Below are 13,708 nucleotides of genomic sequence, written 5' to 3' on the forward strand. Positions count from 1 at the left end.
CGTGATCACACCCTCGTGTCGAGCAGTCGGGCGTCGCCGTCGCGGACGACGTCGCCGGACGGGTCGTATTCACCGGTCGGCGTACCGAGGCCGGCGATGGTCTCCTGGGTGACGCGGATCGCCGTGCGCAGGCGCTGCTCGTTGACCTTCTTCATCTGGGCGATCTCCTCGGCGAGCGAGGTCATCGCCTCGAGGTGCCCGGACATGACCTCGCGCCAGGCGTCGGTGGGCGCGGCGTCGATCAGCTCCCGCAGCGTCGTGGCCTCCGGCACCCCCCACTCGTCGGCGACGGCGACCACCAGGGTGTCGCGTGAGAGGGCGACCGTCGGCATCGCGGCCAGCACGCGATCGATCTCGTTCGCCGCGTGGTGGATCCAGCGGTTGCGTCCGGTTGCGAGGAGCATCTGCTGCTCGTCGAGCTTGAAGAGCAGCACCTCGAGCAGATCGCGCTCTCGCATCAGCTGCATGCTCAGGTCGTGAGCGGCCACGGTTCGTCACCTCGTCAGTCGCGGTTTGCCGACGGGATTGCCCGTCGTACTCAGGACTATCGCGACATCGATGTGCGGGGTAACTCGGGCCGGATGGGGAGAACTCCCCATTGACAGCCTCAGGGTTTCGTGCTGATCCGCGCGAGCGCCCCCAGCAGGGCGTTCTCTGCGGCGTCGTCGGCCGAGGTCTGCACGGCCTCCTGGTTGGCGTCGGAGACCGCGAGCACGATCTCCGCGCGATTGATGCGCTTGTCGCGCGGTGCATCGATGCCGACTCGGACGCCGCCCGGTGTGACCGCGAGGATCGTGACCGTGATGTCGTCGCCGATCAGGATGCTCTCATTCGCGCGCCTCGTGAGTACCAGCATGCTCGTCCGCCTTCCATGGCCGGCGCGCCGACGCACGCCCAGACAAAACTAGCGCAGGTTCCGCTCGTAAATGAGAGGACGCAGCCTAGATCCTCACGGCTTTGTCGAGCACCTCCGGTCGAAGAACCACGCTGGCAGCGAGTATCTCCATCCCGATCACGTGACCCTGCGCGTCGAAATCGAGGATGATCTCGCCGCGGCCGCCCGGAGGATATAGCTCGGGGATCTGAACGACCGCTTCTCCATCCGCGATATCCCCCAGAGCGAGGTACGCCGCATCTACTTCGGAGTCATATCGGATCTTCATCGCCCTCCGCTACTTCCCTCGCCACCTGCGCGGGTGACGGCCGTTCACCCTCAGAGTTGTCCGAGACTGCTCCTGCCAGCACCTCGGGGACGACGAGTTCCGCAACGGACACTGGATCGAGCTCGTCCTGTTCACTCGCTTCATGGTTGGCGACCATCGACGAGGCAGCGAGGGATATCGCTAGAAGGCCCGACGCAATTCTGATCTTCTGGACGGGTGGCAACATCATGATGCTCTCCCATCGAGGAGATGAACTCTCGACGAAGATCGTCCACACGTTGGCCCGGTATGGCAGTATGCACACGGCGACGAGCATTGCGCCTGAAGACAAAGCTGCCGCGCAATCTGGTTCCTCTGGGTGAATCAGTTCGCCATCGGGAGGGCGGTGGGCGCGATGCGCACGACACCGACCACATCGGTCGCGAATCCGCCGGCCGCGGCCTCGTCGTACGACAGCACAGGCAGCCCGCGCACCTGGGCCGTCAGCATCTTCCGCACCGCCGCGCGGAGCGAGGGAGCGCAGACCAGCACCGGCTCGGGGCCGGACTGATCGAGTTCCGCGACGGTCCGCCGTACGCTCTCGAGCAGCTGCATCGTGGCCTCGGGGCTCAGCACGATCTGAGTCTGTCCTTCGACGGCTCGCATTCCCTCCAGCATCTGCTGCTCGAGCATCGGGTCAAACATGAGCACGCGGAGGCGACCGTCCTGTGCGAAGCGCGCGGCGATGGCCGGCCCCAGAGCAGCGCGCGCCGCGTCGACGAGACCCGGGGTGTCGGTCGCGGTCTTCGCCCGGAGCGCGAGCGCCTCGTAGATGCGGGCGAGGTCGTTGATCGGGACTCGCTCCGAGAGCAGCCCGGCGAGCACACGCTGGATCGCCGCGAGCGAGAGCATCGCGGGCGTCAGCTCCTCGACGGTCGCCGGGCTGGACTGCTTCAGGTGCTCGGTCAGCTGCCGCACGTCCTCGAGCGAGAGCAGTCTGTCCGCCTGGCTCTGCACCACGTCGGACAGATGGGTGATGATGACGCTCGCCCGGTCGATGACGGTCGCCCCCGCCATGTCGGCGGCGTGCGACATCTCGGTCGGCACCCACTTGCCCTCGAGACCGAAAACTGGGTCGGTCACGGCCGTGCCCGGCAGCTGCTCGAGCCCGGTCCCGATGGCCAGCACATGGCCGCGTGGCACCGTGCCACGGCCGACCTCGACGCCCGCGATGAGCAGCGCGTAGGTCTGAGCCGGCAGATCGATGTTGTCGCGCGTGCGCACCGGCGGCATCAGGATGCCGATCTCCATCGCGAGCTTGCGGCGCAGCGACTTCACCCTGGTCAGCAGATCGCCCTGACCGCCCGAAGCGAGATCGACGATGTCGGGGGCCAGCGAGATCTCGAGAGCGTGCACCCGCATCCGGTCCATGAGTTCTTCCGGCCCCTCGGCCGCGGCCTCGGCCGCCTCGAGCTGCTGGGCGTCCAGCGCCGCGGCCGTCTCCCGCGCCTCGTTCGCCCGCACCCGCGAGGCGGCGAACAGCAGCACGGCGCCGATCGCGAGGAACACCAGCAGCGGCATCCCGGGGATGAAACCCATCGCGCAGGCGGCGAGGCCCGTGATGAGCAACGCGTTGCGCGACTGCAGCAGCTGGCGGCCCGCCGCCTGACCCATCTCGGCCTCGGCGTTCTCGCGGGTCACGATCATGCCGGTGGACACGGCCATGAGCAACGCCGGGATCTGGGTGACCAGGCCGTCGCCGATCGTCAGGATGCTGTACGTCTCGAGCGCCTCGCCGACCTCCATGCCGTGCTGGACCATGCCGATGACGATGCCGCCGACGAAGTTGATGACGACGATGACGATCCCGGCGATCGCGTCGCCCTTCACGAACTTCGACGCACCGTCCATCGCACCGTAGAAGTCGGCCTCCGCGGCGACCTCGGCCCGACGCGCGCGAGCCTCGGCCTCGGTGATCAGTCCGGCGTTGAGGTCGGCGTCGATCGCCATCTGCTTGCCCGGCATGGCGTCGAGGGTGAAGCGTGCTCCGACCTCGGCGACGCGCTCCGCGCCCTTGGTCACCACGACGAACTGGATGACGGTGAGTATCAGGAAGATCACCGCGCCGATCACGAGGGATCCGCTGATGGTGATCTGACCGAACGCCTGGATGACCTGTCCGGCGTGCGCCTCACTGAGAACCAGGCGAGTCGACGCGACGTTGAGCCCCAGCCGGAACAGGGTGGCGACCAGCAGCAGGCTCGGGAACACCGAGAACTCCAGCGGCTTCTTGATGAACATCGCCGTGAGCAGGATCAGCAGGGCGAACGAGATGTTGACGACGATGAGCACGTCGAGCAGCGGAGTGGGGATCGGGACGATGAGCAGCAGGATGATGCCGACGACGCCGACCGGCACTGCGGCCTTCGACAGGATCTGTCCGATCATGGGTGTCTCGTTCTCTCGTGACGGTGGATGTGCGCGGTGCGGTGGATGTGCGAAGTGCGGTGGCTCACAGGCCGCGATCGCGGGTGCTCTCGAACGGCATGGTGTGGGTGCCGCGCGCCGACCCTCGACGCTTCAGATGCTCGATGAAGGCGAGCACCTGGGCGACTGCGGTGTAGAGCTCTTCGGGGATCTCGCGTCCGAGCTCGCACGCCGAGTGCAGCGCTCTCGCGAGCGGGATGTCGCGCACCATCGGCACACCGGACTCCTCCGCCTTCTCGCGGATCTTCTGCGCCACGACGCCCGCGCCCTTCGCGACGACGCGCGGGGCGGACTTGCCCGGTTCGTATCGGAGGGCGACCGCCACGTGGGTCGGATTGACGAGCACGACGTCACTGTCGCCGACGGCCGCGATCATGCGGTTCCGGCTCAGCGCGATCTGACGCGAGCGACGCTGGGAGCGCACGAGCGGGTCGCCCTCGCTCTTCTTGTGCTCATCCTTCGCCTCTTTCTTCGTCATGTGCGTGTGCTTGCGGTTGCGGCGCATCACGACCACGACGTCGATCGCGGCGAGCAGGATGCCGACGGCCACCGCGACCTGCAGCAGTGCGACCGCTCCCCCGGCAGCCTGCTCGAGGAGCCACGTGATGTTGTGACTCCCGCTCGCCATGAGCACGGGCACGAGGCCCGACACGACGATCCACAGCGAGATGCCGATCGCGACGGTCTTGAGAAGCGCCTTGAGCCCCTCCCACAGCGCCTGGCGCCCGAAGACCCGCTGGAGTCCGGCCACGATGTTGAACTGCTCGGCGCGCATCGGCACACCGCGAAGGTGAATGCCGCCCTGGGCGACGGCGGTCGCGGCGGTGGCCAGCAGTACCACAAGGAGCATCGGCAGCAGCACGCCTCCGAGCGACGTGATCGCCGCACCCAGCGCGTCCATCGCGACTTCGTCGGCGGGGTGGCGCGCGACCTGCGACACGCGGAGGAAGAGATCGGTGGTGACCTGGGTGCCCGCGGCGACGGTCGGCACCATCATCACGGCGGCCGCGGCGATGCACACCCAGGCCGTGAAGTCCTGGCTGCGCCCGATCTGGCCCTTGCGACGGGCATCCCTGAGCCGCTGCTCGGTGGCCTTCTCGGTGCGTTCCCCGGTGTCGACGTCGCTCACCGCGTCACCCCCACGAGCAGCCGGGCGGCGTCTTCGGCGATCGCTCCGACCACGCCGGGGAGGGCGGCGTAGACGAAGCCGACCAGTACGAGCGTGAGCCCGATCTTCGCGGGGAAGCCCATCGCGAAGGCGTTGAGCGCGGGCGCGACCCTCGTCACGAGCCCCAGACCGACGTCGGCGAGGAACAGCACGATCAGCAGCGGGCCGGCGATCTGCACCGCGCTGAGCATCATCTGGCCAGTCGCGCCGACGAGCGCTTCGGCGGGGCTCGTGAGGTCGATGACGCCGGAGACGGGGATCGCGTCGAACGAGCGGAAGAGCCCGCCCAGCACGAGCTGATAGCCATCGGAGGCGAACAGGAGCAGCAGCGCGGTCATCTGGAAGAGGCGGGTGAACTGGGCGCCGTTGATCGCCATACCCGGATCGAACGCCTGCGCCAATTGGAAGCCGCCGAACGTGTCGACGAGGTGACCGGCTCCCTGGATCGCGCTGAAGAGCACCATGACGAGGAAGCCGAGCAGCGCCCCCGTGAACGCCTGCCCCACGAGGGCCAGCAGGAAGCCGCCGGTGTCAAGACGCTCGTATCCGACCGTGACCACGGGCGAGACGGCGAGAGCGAGACCCGCTCCCAGCATCGCGCGGATGCGCATCGGGATCGTGGCATGGCTGAACGGCGGCGCCAGCACGAGGAACGCCGTGATGCGCACGCAGGCGAGCGCCGTGGCCTCGAGCCAGGTGAAGTCGATGGGGATGTTCATCATCCGCCGTTCAGCAGACCGGGGATGCGGGCGAACATCTCGTTCGAGAAGGCGATGAGCTCGGCGATCATCCAGTGCCCGCTCACGAGCAGCGCGATGCCCACCGCCACGAGCTTCGGCACGAACGAGATCGTCATCTCCTGCACCTGGGTGATCGACTGCAGCAGCGAGATCGCGAACCCCACGACGAGGGCCGTGATCAGGAGCGGTGCGCAGAGCTTCGCGCCGAGGATCAGGGCTGCCTGTCCGATGTCGATGACGGCTTCGGGGCTCATCCGCCGCCCCCGCTGTACGACTGCACGAGGGCGGTGATGATCATTCCCCAGCCGTCGATGAGCAGGAAGAGAAGGATCTTGAACGGCAGCGAGATCATCACCGGCGGGAGCATCATCATCCCCATCGACATGAGGGCGCTGGCCACGACGAGGTCGATGACGAGGAACGGGACGAAGATCACGAACCCGATGAGGAAAGCGGCCCGGAGCTCGCTGATCATGAACGCCGGAACGAGGGTCTGCAGCGGGATGCTCGCCGCGTCGGTCGGGTTGCCGAGCTGCGCGGCACGGTGCATGAGGGCGATGTCCTCCTCACGCGTGTACGACAGCATCCAGTCCCGCAGCGGCGCCTGCGCGAGGTCGAACGCCTGACCGAAGTCGATCTGGCCCGCCGTGAACGGGCTCACGGCGACGGTGTTGATGTCGGTGAGCACCGGCCACATGATGAACAGCGTGAGGAACAGGCTGAGGCCGGCGAGCACCTGGTTGGGCGGGATCGAGGGCAGCGAGAGTGCGTTCCGGGTCAGAGCGAGCACGACGAAGATCTTCGTGAAGCTCGACATCATCAGCAGCAGCGCCGGCGCGACGCTCAGCACGGTGATGCCGAGCAGCGTCATGATGCTGTCGGACGGCGTTCCGTTGATGCCGTTGATGGTCACGCCACCGCCGTCGCCGGTCTCGGAGGGCAGGACAGCCGCCTGAGCATCCGCTGCCCCGAGCACGACCATCGCGGCGGCCACTCCGACCGCGACGAGCGCGACCGTGACGACTCTCCGGGTCACCCGCGCGCGCCGACGCCGCTCGAGCGCACGCGGCGCGGAGAGGGGCACGGCTGAGGACACGGCGGCACTCCGGGAATGGGTGTCGTGGCCGATCCGTAGCCGAGGGGGCGAGCTATCCGTGCTCGCAGACGACTATCGCGACAGAGCGTCCTCGGCGTAACCCCGGCGTCGGTGTCAGGCGACGGAGCGCAGCGCCCTGTCGACGATGTCGTCGGGCGGGGTGCTCGCCGCCTCATCGACGGCCGTGATCGACTCGTCCTCGGCGACCGGGGCCTCCTGCGTGTCGACGACGCTCACACCCTGCTCGGTCACGCCGAGCACGTAACGGATTCCTCCGAACTCGGCCACGACCAGCTGGGCGCGACCGCCGAGCCCCGACCGCGCCACCACGGTGATCCTCTCCTGGCGCGTGCGGCGCACCGGTGCGGGACGCGGAGCACGCGTCCGCGCGAGCTTCTTGGGAACGAGCCCGGCGAGAGGACCCGTCCCCGTCGACTGGCTCTTCTGCAACCGCTTGCTGAGGAAGACGAGCAGACCGAGCACGGCGGCCAGCGCGACGATCGCGCGCACCGCGACGAGCAGGTCGTCCATGGCTACACGACCTCGGCGCCGTCGAGGATCCGCTCCACGCGGATCGCGAAGTCGCCCTCGGCCACCACTACCGTGCCGTGGCCGATCAGTCGTCCGTTGAGCTTGATGTCGGCGGGAGATCCCGCTGCGCGGTCCAGCTCGACGACCCGACCCGGTTCGAGCGACAGCACGTCGCGCACCGGCATCCGCGTGCGTCCGATCTCGACGACGAGCTCCATCTCGACACCGGCGATGCGGCTGAGTCGCTGCGGTCCGGCAGGTCCTGCGGACTGTGCTCCGTCGATGCGGACGCCGGCGCGGGCGACGACCGCACCGGCAGCGTCGACCAGGTCGAACACCTGTGTCCCCGCGTCCGTGAAGACCGACGCGGCCGGCACGAGCTCGCCCTCGCCCAGAGCGCCGGCGCCGAGCACCACGACCGCCGCCTCGAAGATGGGATGCAGGCGGTCGGCGAGCGGTGCGGTCGCCGACCCGTCCTCCAGCTGCGTCGGATCGATCACCTGGATCGCGATGCGAGCACCGGGGGTTCCCGTGAAGGTGACGGCCACGGCGTCGCCGACGGCTCCGGGATCGGTCGACGGAGCAGGGATGACGGGGAAGGCGAACGGCATCCTGCCGGCAATCGCCGCGGCGACGGCGGTCTCGTGGAAGGTGCTCATGAGTGGTTCTCCTCGGGGGTGCTGGTGATCAGGCAGGTCAGCCGGGAACCTCGGCTGCCCGGGGTCGCGAAGCCGATGGTCGTGTGGCCGGCGACGAGTTCGTAGGGGCGCGTCTCGGAGTGCGGGAGTCGCAGAAGGTCGCCGGGTGCGAGATCCAGCACTTCTCCCGCTCCGATCGTGATCGGCGCGAGTCGCAGTGTGATCTCGAGCGGGGTGCTGCGCACCTGCTCCAGGGTGTGGTCGGCGGTGTGCGCGGTCGCGGCGTCGGAGCCGGATGCAGCGAGGCGGTCGACCACGGCGGATGCCGGCAGCATCACCGTGGCCGTGGTCTCGACGTCACCGAGGCGCAGGGAGTACCGGGCGACGATCACGGCAGCCGTTCCGGAGATGACCTGCATGTACTGGGGGTTGTAGTGCACGGCCGCGAAGCGCGGCTCGCCGGGAAGCAGGCCGTCGAGGCTGGCGTGCAGGTGCTCGAACGTGCCCTCCATGAGGTGCCTGACCAGCGCGAGCTCGATCGGAGTGAACGTCCGAGCGGCCGGCAGCGACGTGCTGCGCCCGCCCATCATCTGCACGACCCACAGCAGCGCGCTGTCGAGCCCGAACTGCACGACGCACGGCTCCTCACGCCCCGGGAGCGAACCGGCCACCATCGCGGTCGTGCCGGGCAGCGTCTCGGCGTACTCCTCATACGAGACGAGTTCGACTCGTTCGAGCGCGAGGTGCGCTCTGACCCGCACCTTGGCCGTGAGCTGCGACGACCACAGGCGCGCGAACGACTCGAACGCGGCCTCCAGGTGGCGCGTGCTCTCGCGGTCGAGCTGCGTGGGTCGACTGAAGTCATAGGCCGGGTACCGGGTCGCCGGATCGTCGATCACGGGTGCGGACATGCGTGGCTCCTGAGCGGTGGTGGTCATCGGATCAACCCGTTCCGGCGGCCGAGGCGAGGGCGGGTATGAGTGCGCGCACCTGGTCCTCCTCGGAGGACTCGACGACGATGTCGACGCGGCGGTTGCTGGCCAGAGCCTCAGGGGCGTCGCCCTGGGCGATGGGCCGTGTGTCGGAGAACGCCGTCGCCTTGACCCGTGCGCCCGCGATGCCTTCGTGTTCCACGAGGAAACGCGCGACCTGCGTCGCCCGCCCGCCCGACAGCTCCCAGTTCGTCGCGAAAGGGTACGCCGAGACGCGGTGGTCTGCGTGCCCCTCGATGCTCACCTGGTTGTCGACCGAGGTCAGGACATCGCCGATCGAGTCGAGCACGGCATCCGCCTTGCCCGACAACGCGGTGCTGTTGTCGCCGAAGAACGTCTCCGCGCCGACGAGCCCGACCCGCAGGCCGCGCTCGTCGATGACGAACGACACGGTGTTCTGCAGCCCCTGCGCGGTGAGTGCCTCGAGCATGCGGTTGCGGAGCTGCTCCAGCGACTCGTACTCGGCGTTCGCCCGCGCCTGCAGGTCGATCACCCCGTCATCGTCACGCAGCTCCGGCGGCACGACGACGCCCTCCGCGGTGTCGGCGGCTCCACCCGGCTTCTCCTCCTGGCCGAACCCGGTCGCCAGGCTGTTCGCCAGCAGCTCGAATTTCGTCGCGTCGACGTTCGAGACCGCGAAGAGGACGATGAAGAGGCACATGAGCACCGTCACCATGTCGGCGTACGACACGGCCCAGCGCTCGTCCGGCTCGTCGTGCGAGTCGTCCGCGTGGCCGCGTCCGCGCGCGCGACGGGCGGTGCTCACGCGTCCTCCCCCAGCGGGTCGGACGACACCTTGGCCTTCTTCTCCTTCGGGCGCACCGTCGACATGGCCTCGAGGCGTTCCTTGAGCAGGTGCGGCGCACTGCCGGCCTGAATCGCGAGCATCCCTTCGGCGACGAGGGTCATGCGCTCGAGCTCGACGGCGCCGATGCGGTTCAGGCGGCCGGCGATCGGGTTCCAGATGAAGTTGGCCGAGAGCAGCCCCCAGAGCGTCGCCACGAAGGCGGCGGCGATCATGGGGCCGAGGTGATCGGGCTCGTCGAGCTTCTCGAGAACGTGCGTCAGCGACACGACCGTGCCGACGATGCCGATCGTGGGCGCATATCCGCCCAGGGAGGCGAAGAAGCGGGCCGCGACGCGGGTGCGGGAGGACGCTGCCTCGATCTCGTCGTCCATCACCGTGCGGAGATCCTCCGCGTCGGTGCCGTCGGCGAGGGCCTGCAGAGCCTGGCGGGTGAAGTCGTCCGGCGCACCCTCGAGCTCCTGCTCGAGCGCCAGCAGGCCCTCGCCGCGGGCCTTCTCGGCGTAGCCGACGAGGAAGGGGATCACGGCCTCCGGCGTCATCCGCGGCCCGCGCACCATGCGTCCGAGGCTCGCGGCGGCCAGCTTCGTGTCGCGCAGGGTGTGACTCGCGATGCCGACACCGATGGTGGAACCCAGCACGAGGATCATCGGCGCGGGGATGAGGAGCGCCTGGAAGCTCGCTCCCTCCATCGTGATCATCGCCACGAGGGCGCCGAAGGCGACGATGACGCCGATGATGAACGCGGGATCCACGATCAGCCCTCGGCCCGTCCGTCGGCCGGCATACCCGTCATCGTCTGCGCCGCACTGAGCACCCGGGCGCGATACGCCACGATCAGGTCGATGACGGCATCCATGCTCTCCGAGATCACGTAGACGTGGCCGTCGATCATGTGCAGGGTCGTGTCCGGTGACTCCTGGATGCGCTCCACGAGATCGGGGTTGACCGCGAACCTCGTGTGGTCGAGGCGGGTGACGGTGATCATTCGGGGTCTCCGGACGTGGGGAGGAGGGAGTCTGCCCCGACTATCGCGACGAGACCCGCCCCGGGTAACCAGCGCGCCCCACCGCCCCGCTCCCCGTCCGCCCTGCCCGTCCCCGTCCGCGTCCGCCCCGCCCCGTCCGCGACGCGAGCCACCCCTTTGCGCGCGAACCACCCCTCTGATCCCCGTTCGCTCGGGGGTGGGTCGCACACAAGGGGGTGGTTCGGCGACGGCTGCGCCCGGATGAGTTCTTCTGCACGATGTGGGATCAGGCGGTATTCCCTCCACACCGCTCTGCGAGTGACCCGATGAGGTCGCCGCCCGGGCACACTCGGCGCATGCGGCACGCGTCTCTGACAGAACTTCGTCGTCTCCTCATGGACCGCAGACGCCTCGAGCTCACCGGATGGAGCGCGCGGGCGGTCCGCCGGGCGCTGGACAATGGTCACCTTCATCGCGTGCGCCGAGGATGGTTCGTCGACCGGGGCGAGTGGGACGACCTCTGGCCGGAAACCCGGCATCGGGCCGAAGTCCTCGCTGTCGCCCAGTCGGCCACGACCACGCGGCCCGTGTTCTCGCACGTCTCCGCCGCCGTGCTGTGGGACCTGCCCCTGTACCGGACGACGCCGGATCGGGTACATGTCATCTCGGATCGCACGCACCATCGGCACAGCGCCCCCGAGCTCCTGCGGCACGAGGGCGCCGTCCCGCACAGCGACGTCGACGAGATGGAGGGCATCCGTGTCACGACCCTCGATCGCACCGTGTACGACGTGATCCGCACGGTCGCGGGCGACACCGCTCTCGCCGTCGCGGACGCTGCGGTCGCGCGGATCGCGGGAGAACCGTGGGCCTTCGATGCGCTCGCCGCGCAGGACCTGATGGGTTCGCTCGAGCGTCGGACTCGCACTGCGGGCGCCCGCGGTATACGGCAAGCGAGGGAGATCACCACGCTGGCGGACGGTCGGGCGCAGCTCCCGCTGGAGAGCGTCACCAGATACCGCCTGCACCAACTCGGGTTCGCGAGGCCCATCCTCCAGATGCCGATCGCAGCGCCGGACGGCGGCAGGTTCTGGATGGACATCGCCGTCGAGGAAGCGCGCACGTTCATCGAGTGCGACGGCCTGTCGAAGTACCTCGACCCGGATCTTCGAGGGGCTCGTTCGGCGGACCAGGTCTTGATGGACGAGAAGGCGCGCGAGGACTGGGTCCGCGGCGTCACTGGGTGGCGCGTCGTGCGCGTCGACAGCTCCGACATGCGCAGCCTCGAGTCGGCCGAAGCGCGCTTCCGGGCGTTCGGTCTGCGCCCCCGGCACCCCGCGTGGGCCTGATCGCGACGGGACGACGCGCCGCCGAACCACCCCTCTTCGCACGAGCCACCCCTCTCGCGTCGGCCACAACAGGGGTGGGTCGCGCGAAAAGGGGTGGTTCGCGTCAGAGGCGGCGGGGCGGCAGGAGAGGCGACGGCGATCAGCGCTTGAGCTGCGTGAGCTCCTGCAGCACCTCATCGCTCGTGGTGATGATGCGGGCGTTCGCCTGGAATCCGCGCTGGGCCACGATCAGGTTCGTGAACTCCTGCGAGAGGTCGACGTTGCTCATCTCGAGGAAACCGGACTGGAGGTTGCCGAACCCGGCCTGCCCCGGCTCACCCATGCGCACGGCGCCGGAGTTCACGGATGCCCGGTAGGAGGAGTTCCCGGCCTTCTCGAGTCCCTCCGGGTTGTCGAACACGGCCATCGCGATCTTCGCGAGCGTCTGGGTCGCGCCGTTGCTGAAGGTGCCGACGATCGACCCGTCGCCGGTGATGCTGTACGACTTCAGCGTGCCGGCGGCGGCGCCGTTCTGCTCGGTGACCGCGACGGTCGACAGGGTCGCGTAGCCGGTCACCGTGGTGAGGTCGACGGTCACGGCGCCGGCCGTGAGGGTGAGCCCCGCGCCGGTCTGCTTGCCGTCGGTGAAGGCCAGAGCGCCCGTGGCGCCGCTGACCGGCTCGGCGACGTCCCAACCCGCCGCGGTGCGGGTGAAGTTCAAGCTCAGCGTCGACGGCGTGCCCTGGGCGTTGTAGACGGTCACGTCCCGCACCAGCACGTCGCCCGTCGCCGCCGTCGACGGCAGGTTGCCCGCGACGGTCGCCGCAGTCGTGGCCCGTGCGGGGGCGACGGCGTCGAGCGGCAGCACGATGTTGCCCGCTGCGGCTCCGGTGTTGACGACACCGTTCTGCGCCGCCCAGCCCTGCACGATCGAGCCGTCGGCCGTGACCATCTTGCCCGTCGGATCGAACGTGAAGCCGCCCGCGCGGGTGTACAGCGTCTCGCCGCCGGAGCGCACCGCGAAGAAACCGTCGCCCGAGATCATGAGGTCACCCCCGCGTCCGGTGGCCTGAGCGGAGCCCTGGGCGAAGTTGGTGCGCACGCCGGCGACCTGCACGCCGAGTCCGACCTGCGCGGGGTTGCGTCCGCCGACCTGGTCGTCGGGGATGCCGGGGTTGCCGATCAGCTGCGAGAGCGAGTCCTGGAACAGCACGGACGAGCCCTTGAACCCGGCGGTGTTGACGTTGGCGATGTTATTGCCGGTGACGTCGAGCATCGTCTGGTGCGAGCGGAGCCCGGAGATCCCGGAGTAGAGCGAGCGAAGCATGGTGTTCTCTCTTCCTGTGTGAGACGGAGGTCAGGCGGCCGGGGCGGCCGGTGCGGTCGTGGAGGTGACGCCGGTGATGGCGTCGAGTGCGATGGTCTTGTCGCCGATGGTCACCTGCGGCACCGCCCCGTCGAACGACACCTTGGTGACGATTCCGGTGACCGCCTTGCCGTCGGCGTCCTTGTACGAGGCCTCCTGACCGATCAGCGCGGTCGCGGCCTGTCGCATGTTCAGGGCGAACGCCTCGGTTCCGTTGTCGGCGAGGGTCGTGAGCTGCTCCATCATGGCCAGCTGGGTGGTCTGAGCGATCATCTCGTTGGTGTCCATGGGGTTCGACGGATCCTGGTGCGTCAGCTGCGTCACGAGCAGCTTCAGGAACACCTCGCCGTCCATGACCTGCTTACGCGCGGCGGGGTCGGTCGTGCCGCCGGTGTGGATCGAGCTCGTCGCGTCGATCGTCGGGGCTGCGGTGATGGGGATGGTCATG

Annotated in this window: 18 protein-coding genes; 1 reads left to right on the forward strand and 17 read right to left on the reverse strand. The window is 68.9% G+C overall.

The window, feature by feature from the left end; translation table 11 throughout:
- Positions 1 to 5: 5 nt before the first annotated feature.
- The 15 genes from M3195_RS12425 to M3195_RS12495 form a co-directional block, all read right to left on the reverse strand.
- Entirely contained in the window at positions 6 to 488 is a 483-nt protein-coding gene (locus M3195_RS12425; protein WP_096715429.1) for a flagellar protein FlgN, read from the reverse strand.
- A 119-nt stretch (positions 489 to 607) separates the two neighbouring features.
- On the reverse strand, positions 608 to 856 hold the full coding sequence (gene csrA / locus M3195_RS12430) for a carbon storage regulator CsrA (RefSeq protein WP_251587990.1): 249 nt from the start codon (positions 854 to 856) through the stop codon (positions 608 to 610).
- Positions 857 to 941: 85 nt separating this feature from the next.
- The gene (locus M3195_RS12435; protein WP_251587991.1) at positions 942 to 1,163 is read right to left on the reverse strand and encodes a DUF2283 domain-containing protein; all 222 of its coding nucleotides are present in this window, start codon (positions 1,161 to 1,163) and stop codon (positions 942 to 944) included.
- Positions 1,147 to 1,479, reverse strand: coding sequence for a hypothetical protein (locus M3195_RS12440; protein WP_251587992.1), 333 nt, complete (start codon positions 1,477 to 1,479; stop codon positions 1,147 to 1,149). Before M3195_RS12440 ends, M3195_RS12435 begins: the two co-directional genes overlap by 17 nt.
- 47 nt (positions 1,480 to 1,526) lie before the next feature.
- On the reverse strand, positions 1,527 to 3,590 hold the full coding sequence (locus tag M3195_RS12445) for a flagellar biosynthesis protein FlhA (protein ID WP_251587993.1): 2,064 nt from the start codon (positions 3,588 to 3,590) through the stop codon (positions 1,527 to 1,529).
- Between the two features lie 64 nt (positions 3,591 to 3,654).
- Complete coding sequence (locus tag M3195_RS12450) at positions 3,655 to 4,758, reverse strand: EscU/YscU/HrcU family type III secretion system export apparatus switch protein (RefSeq protein WP_251587994.1); 1,104 nt, start codon at positions 4,756 to 4,758, stop codon at positions 3,655 to 3,657.
- Positions 4,755 to 5,516 carry a flagellar biosynthetic protein FliR gene (locus M3195_RS12455; RefSeq protein ID WP_251588266.1) on the reverse strand — a complete coding sequence of 254 codons (762 nt, stop codon included), beginning with the start codon at positions 5,514 to 5,516 and terminating at the stop codon, positions 4,755 to 4,757. The genes M3195_RS12450 and M3195_RS12455 overlap by 4 nt, the downstream gene beginning before the upstream one ends.
- Complete coding sequence (fliQ, locus tag M3195_RS12460; RefSeq protein WP_096715435.1) at positions 5,516 to 5,791, reverse strand: flagellar biosynthesis protein FliQ; 276 nt, start codon at positions 5,789 to 5,791, stop codon at positions 5,516 to 5,518. The genes M3195_RS12455 and fliQ overlap by 1 nt, the downstream gene beginning before the upstream one ends.
- Entirely contained in the window at positions 5,788 to 6,519 is a 732-nt protein-coding gene (fliP, locus tag M3195_RS12465) for a flagellar type III secretion system pore protein FliP (RefSeq protein WP_251588268.1), read from the reverse strand. The genes fliQ and fliP overlap by 4 nt, the downstream gene beginning before the upstream one ends.
- 228 nt (positions 6,520 to 6,747) lie before the next feature.
- Positions 6,748 to 7,164: a flagellar biosynthetic protein FliO gene (locus M3195_RS12470; protein WP_251587995.1), complete on the reverse strand. Its 417-nt coding sequence runs from the start codon at positions 7,162 to 7,164 to the stop codon at positions 6,748 to 6,750.
- Positions 7,165 to 7,166: 2 nt separating this feature from the next.
- Positions 7,167 to 7,823, reverse strand: a complete 657-nt coding sequence (locus M3195_RS12475; RefSeq protein WP_251587998.1) for a FliM/FliN family flagellar motor switch protein — start codon at positions 7,821 to 7,823, stop codon at positions 7,167 to 7,169.
- The gene (locus tag M3195_RS12480; protein ID WP_251588000.1) at positions 7,820 to 8,713 is read right to left on the reverse strand and encodes a flagellar motor switch protein FliM; all 894 of its coding nucleotides are present in this window, start codon (positions 8,711 to 8,713) and stop codon (positions 7,820 to 7,822) included. The genes M3195_RS12475 and M3195_RS12480 overlap by 4 nt, the downstream gene beginning before the upstream one ends.
- Before the next feature lie 31 nt (positions 8,714 to 8,744).
- Entirely contained in the window at positions 8,745 to 9,560 is an 816-nt protein-coding gene (locus tag M3195_RS17120) for an OmpA/MotB family protein (RefSeq protein WP_251588002.1), read from the reverse strand.
- Positions 9,557 to 10,354 carry a motility protein A gene (locus tag M3195_RS12490; protein ID WP_251588003.1) on the reverse strand — a complete coding sequence of 266 codons (798 nt, stop codon included), beginning with the start codon at positions 10,352 to 10,354 and terminating at the stop codon, positions 9,557 to 9,559. Before M3195_RS12490 ends, M3195_RS17120 begins: the two co-directional genes overlap by 4 nt.
- Positions 10,355 to 10,356: 2 nt before the next feature.
- A complete protein-coding gene (locus tag M3195_RS12495) occupies positions 10,357 to 10,587 on the reverse strand; it encodes a flagellar FlbD family protein (protein ID WP_251588004.1) in 231 nt (76 codons plus the stop codon).
- Between the two features lie 335 nt (positions 10,588 to 10,922).
- On the opposite strand from M3195_RS12495, the gene M3195_RS12500 reads away from it, so the two are divergent.
- Positions 10,923 to 11,915 (forward strand): hypothetical protein, encoded by a 993-nt coding sequence (locus M3195_RS12500; RefSeq protein WP_251588005.1) that lies wholly within the window; start codon positions 10,923 to 10,925, stop codon positions 11,913 to 11,915.
- Between the two features lie 139 nt (positions 11,916 to 12,054).
- Here the strand turns inward: M3195_RS12500 and M3195_RS12505 are convergent, their stop codons facing one another.
- Positions 12,055 to 13,221: a flagellar hook protein FlgE gene (locus M3195_RS12505; protein WP_251588006.1), complete on the reverse strand. Its 1,167-nt coding sequence runs from the start codon at positions 13,219 to 13,221 to the stop codon at positions 12,055 to 12,057.
- Positions 13,222 to 13,251: 30 nt separating this feature from the next.
- On the reverse strand, positions 13,252 to 13,707 hold the full coding sequence (locus M3195_RS12510; RefSeq protein ID WP_251588007.1) for a flagellar hook capping FlgD N-terminal domain-containing protein: 456 nt from the start codon (positions 13,705 to 13,707) through the stop codon (positions 13,252 to 13,254).
- Position 13,708: the final 1 nt, after the last annotated feature.

Origin of the sequence: Microbacterium hydrocarbonoxydans (genome assembly GCF_023715885.1) — a bacterium.
In the GTDB taxonomy this organism is placed as follows: domain Bacteria; phylum Actinomycetota; class Actinomycetes; order Actinomycetales; family Microbacteriaceae; genus Microbacterium; species Microbacterium hydrocarbonoxydans_C.

Bases quoted from the DNA above. Each gene is read 5' to 3' on its own strand.
- fliP (WP_251588268.1), bottom strand. From the start codon at position 6,519: ATGGTCGTGCTCGGGGCAGCGGATGCTCAGGCGGCTGTCCTGCCCTCC.
- M3195_RS12440 (WP_251587992.1), bottom strand. From the start codon at position 1,479: ATGCTCGTCGCCGTGTGCATACTGCCATACCGGGCCAACGTGTGGACG.
- M3195_RS12445 (WP_251587993.1), bottom strand. From the start codon at position 3,590: ATGATCGGACAGATCCTGTCGAAGGCCGCAGTGCCGGTCGGCGTCGTC.
- M3195_RS12505 (WP_251588006.1), bottom strand. From the start codon at position 13,221: ATGCTTCGCTCGCTCTACTCCGGGATCTCCGGGCTCCGCTCGCACCAG.
- M3195_RS12495 (WP_251588004.1), bottom strand. From the start codon at position 10,587: ATGATCACCGTCACCCGCCTCGACCACACGAGGTTCGCGGTCAACCCC.
- M3195_RS12510 (WP_251588007.1), bottom strand. From the start codon at position 13,707: ATGACCATCCCCATCACCGCAGCCCCGACGATCGACGCGACGAGCTCG.
- M3195_RS12435 (WP_251587991.1), bottom strand. From the start codon at position 1,163: ATGAAGATCCGATATGACTCCGAAGTAGATGCGGCGTACCTCGCTCTG.
- M3195_RS12470 (WP_251587995.1), bottom strand. From the start codon at position 7,164: ATGGACGACCTGCTCGTCGCGGTGCGCGCGATCGTCGCGCTGGCCGCC.
- M3195_RS12475 (WP_251587998.1), bottom strand. From the start codon at position 7,823: ATGAGCACCTTCCACGAGACCGCCGTCGCCGCGGCGATTGCCGGCAGG.
- M3195_RS12480 (WP_251588000.1), bottom strand. From the start codon at position 8,713: ATGTCCGCACCCGTGATCGACGATCCGGCGACCCGGTACCCGGCCTAT.
- csrA (WP_251587990.1), bottom strand. From the start codon at position 856: ATGCTGGTACTCACGAGGCGCGCGAATGAGAGCATCCTGATCGGCGAC.
- fliQ (WP_096715435.1), bottom strand. From the start codon at position 5,791: ATGAGCCCCGAAGCCGTCATCGACATCGGACAGGCAGCCCTGATCCTC.
- M3195_RS12455 (WP_251588266.1), bottom strand. From the start codon at position 5,516: ATGAACATCCCCATCGACTTCACCTGGCTCGAGGCCACGGCGCTCGCC.
- M3195_RS12500 (WP_251588005.1), top strand. From the start codon at position 10,923: ATGCGGCACGCGTCTCTGACAGAACTTCGTCGTCTCCTCATGGACCGC.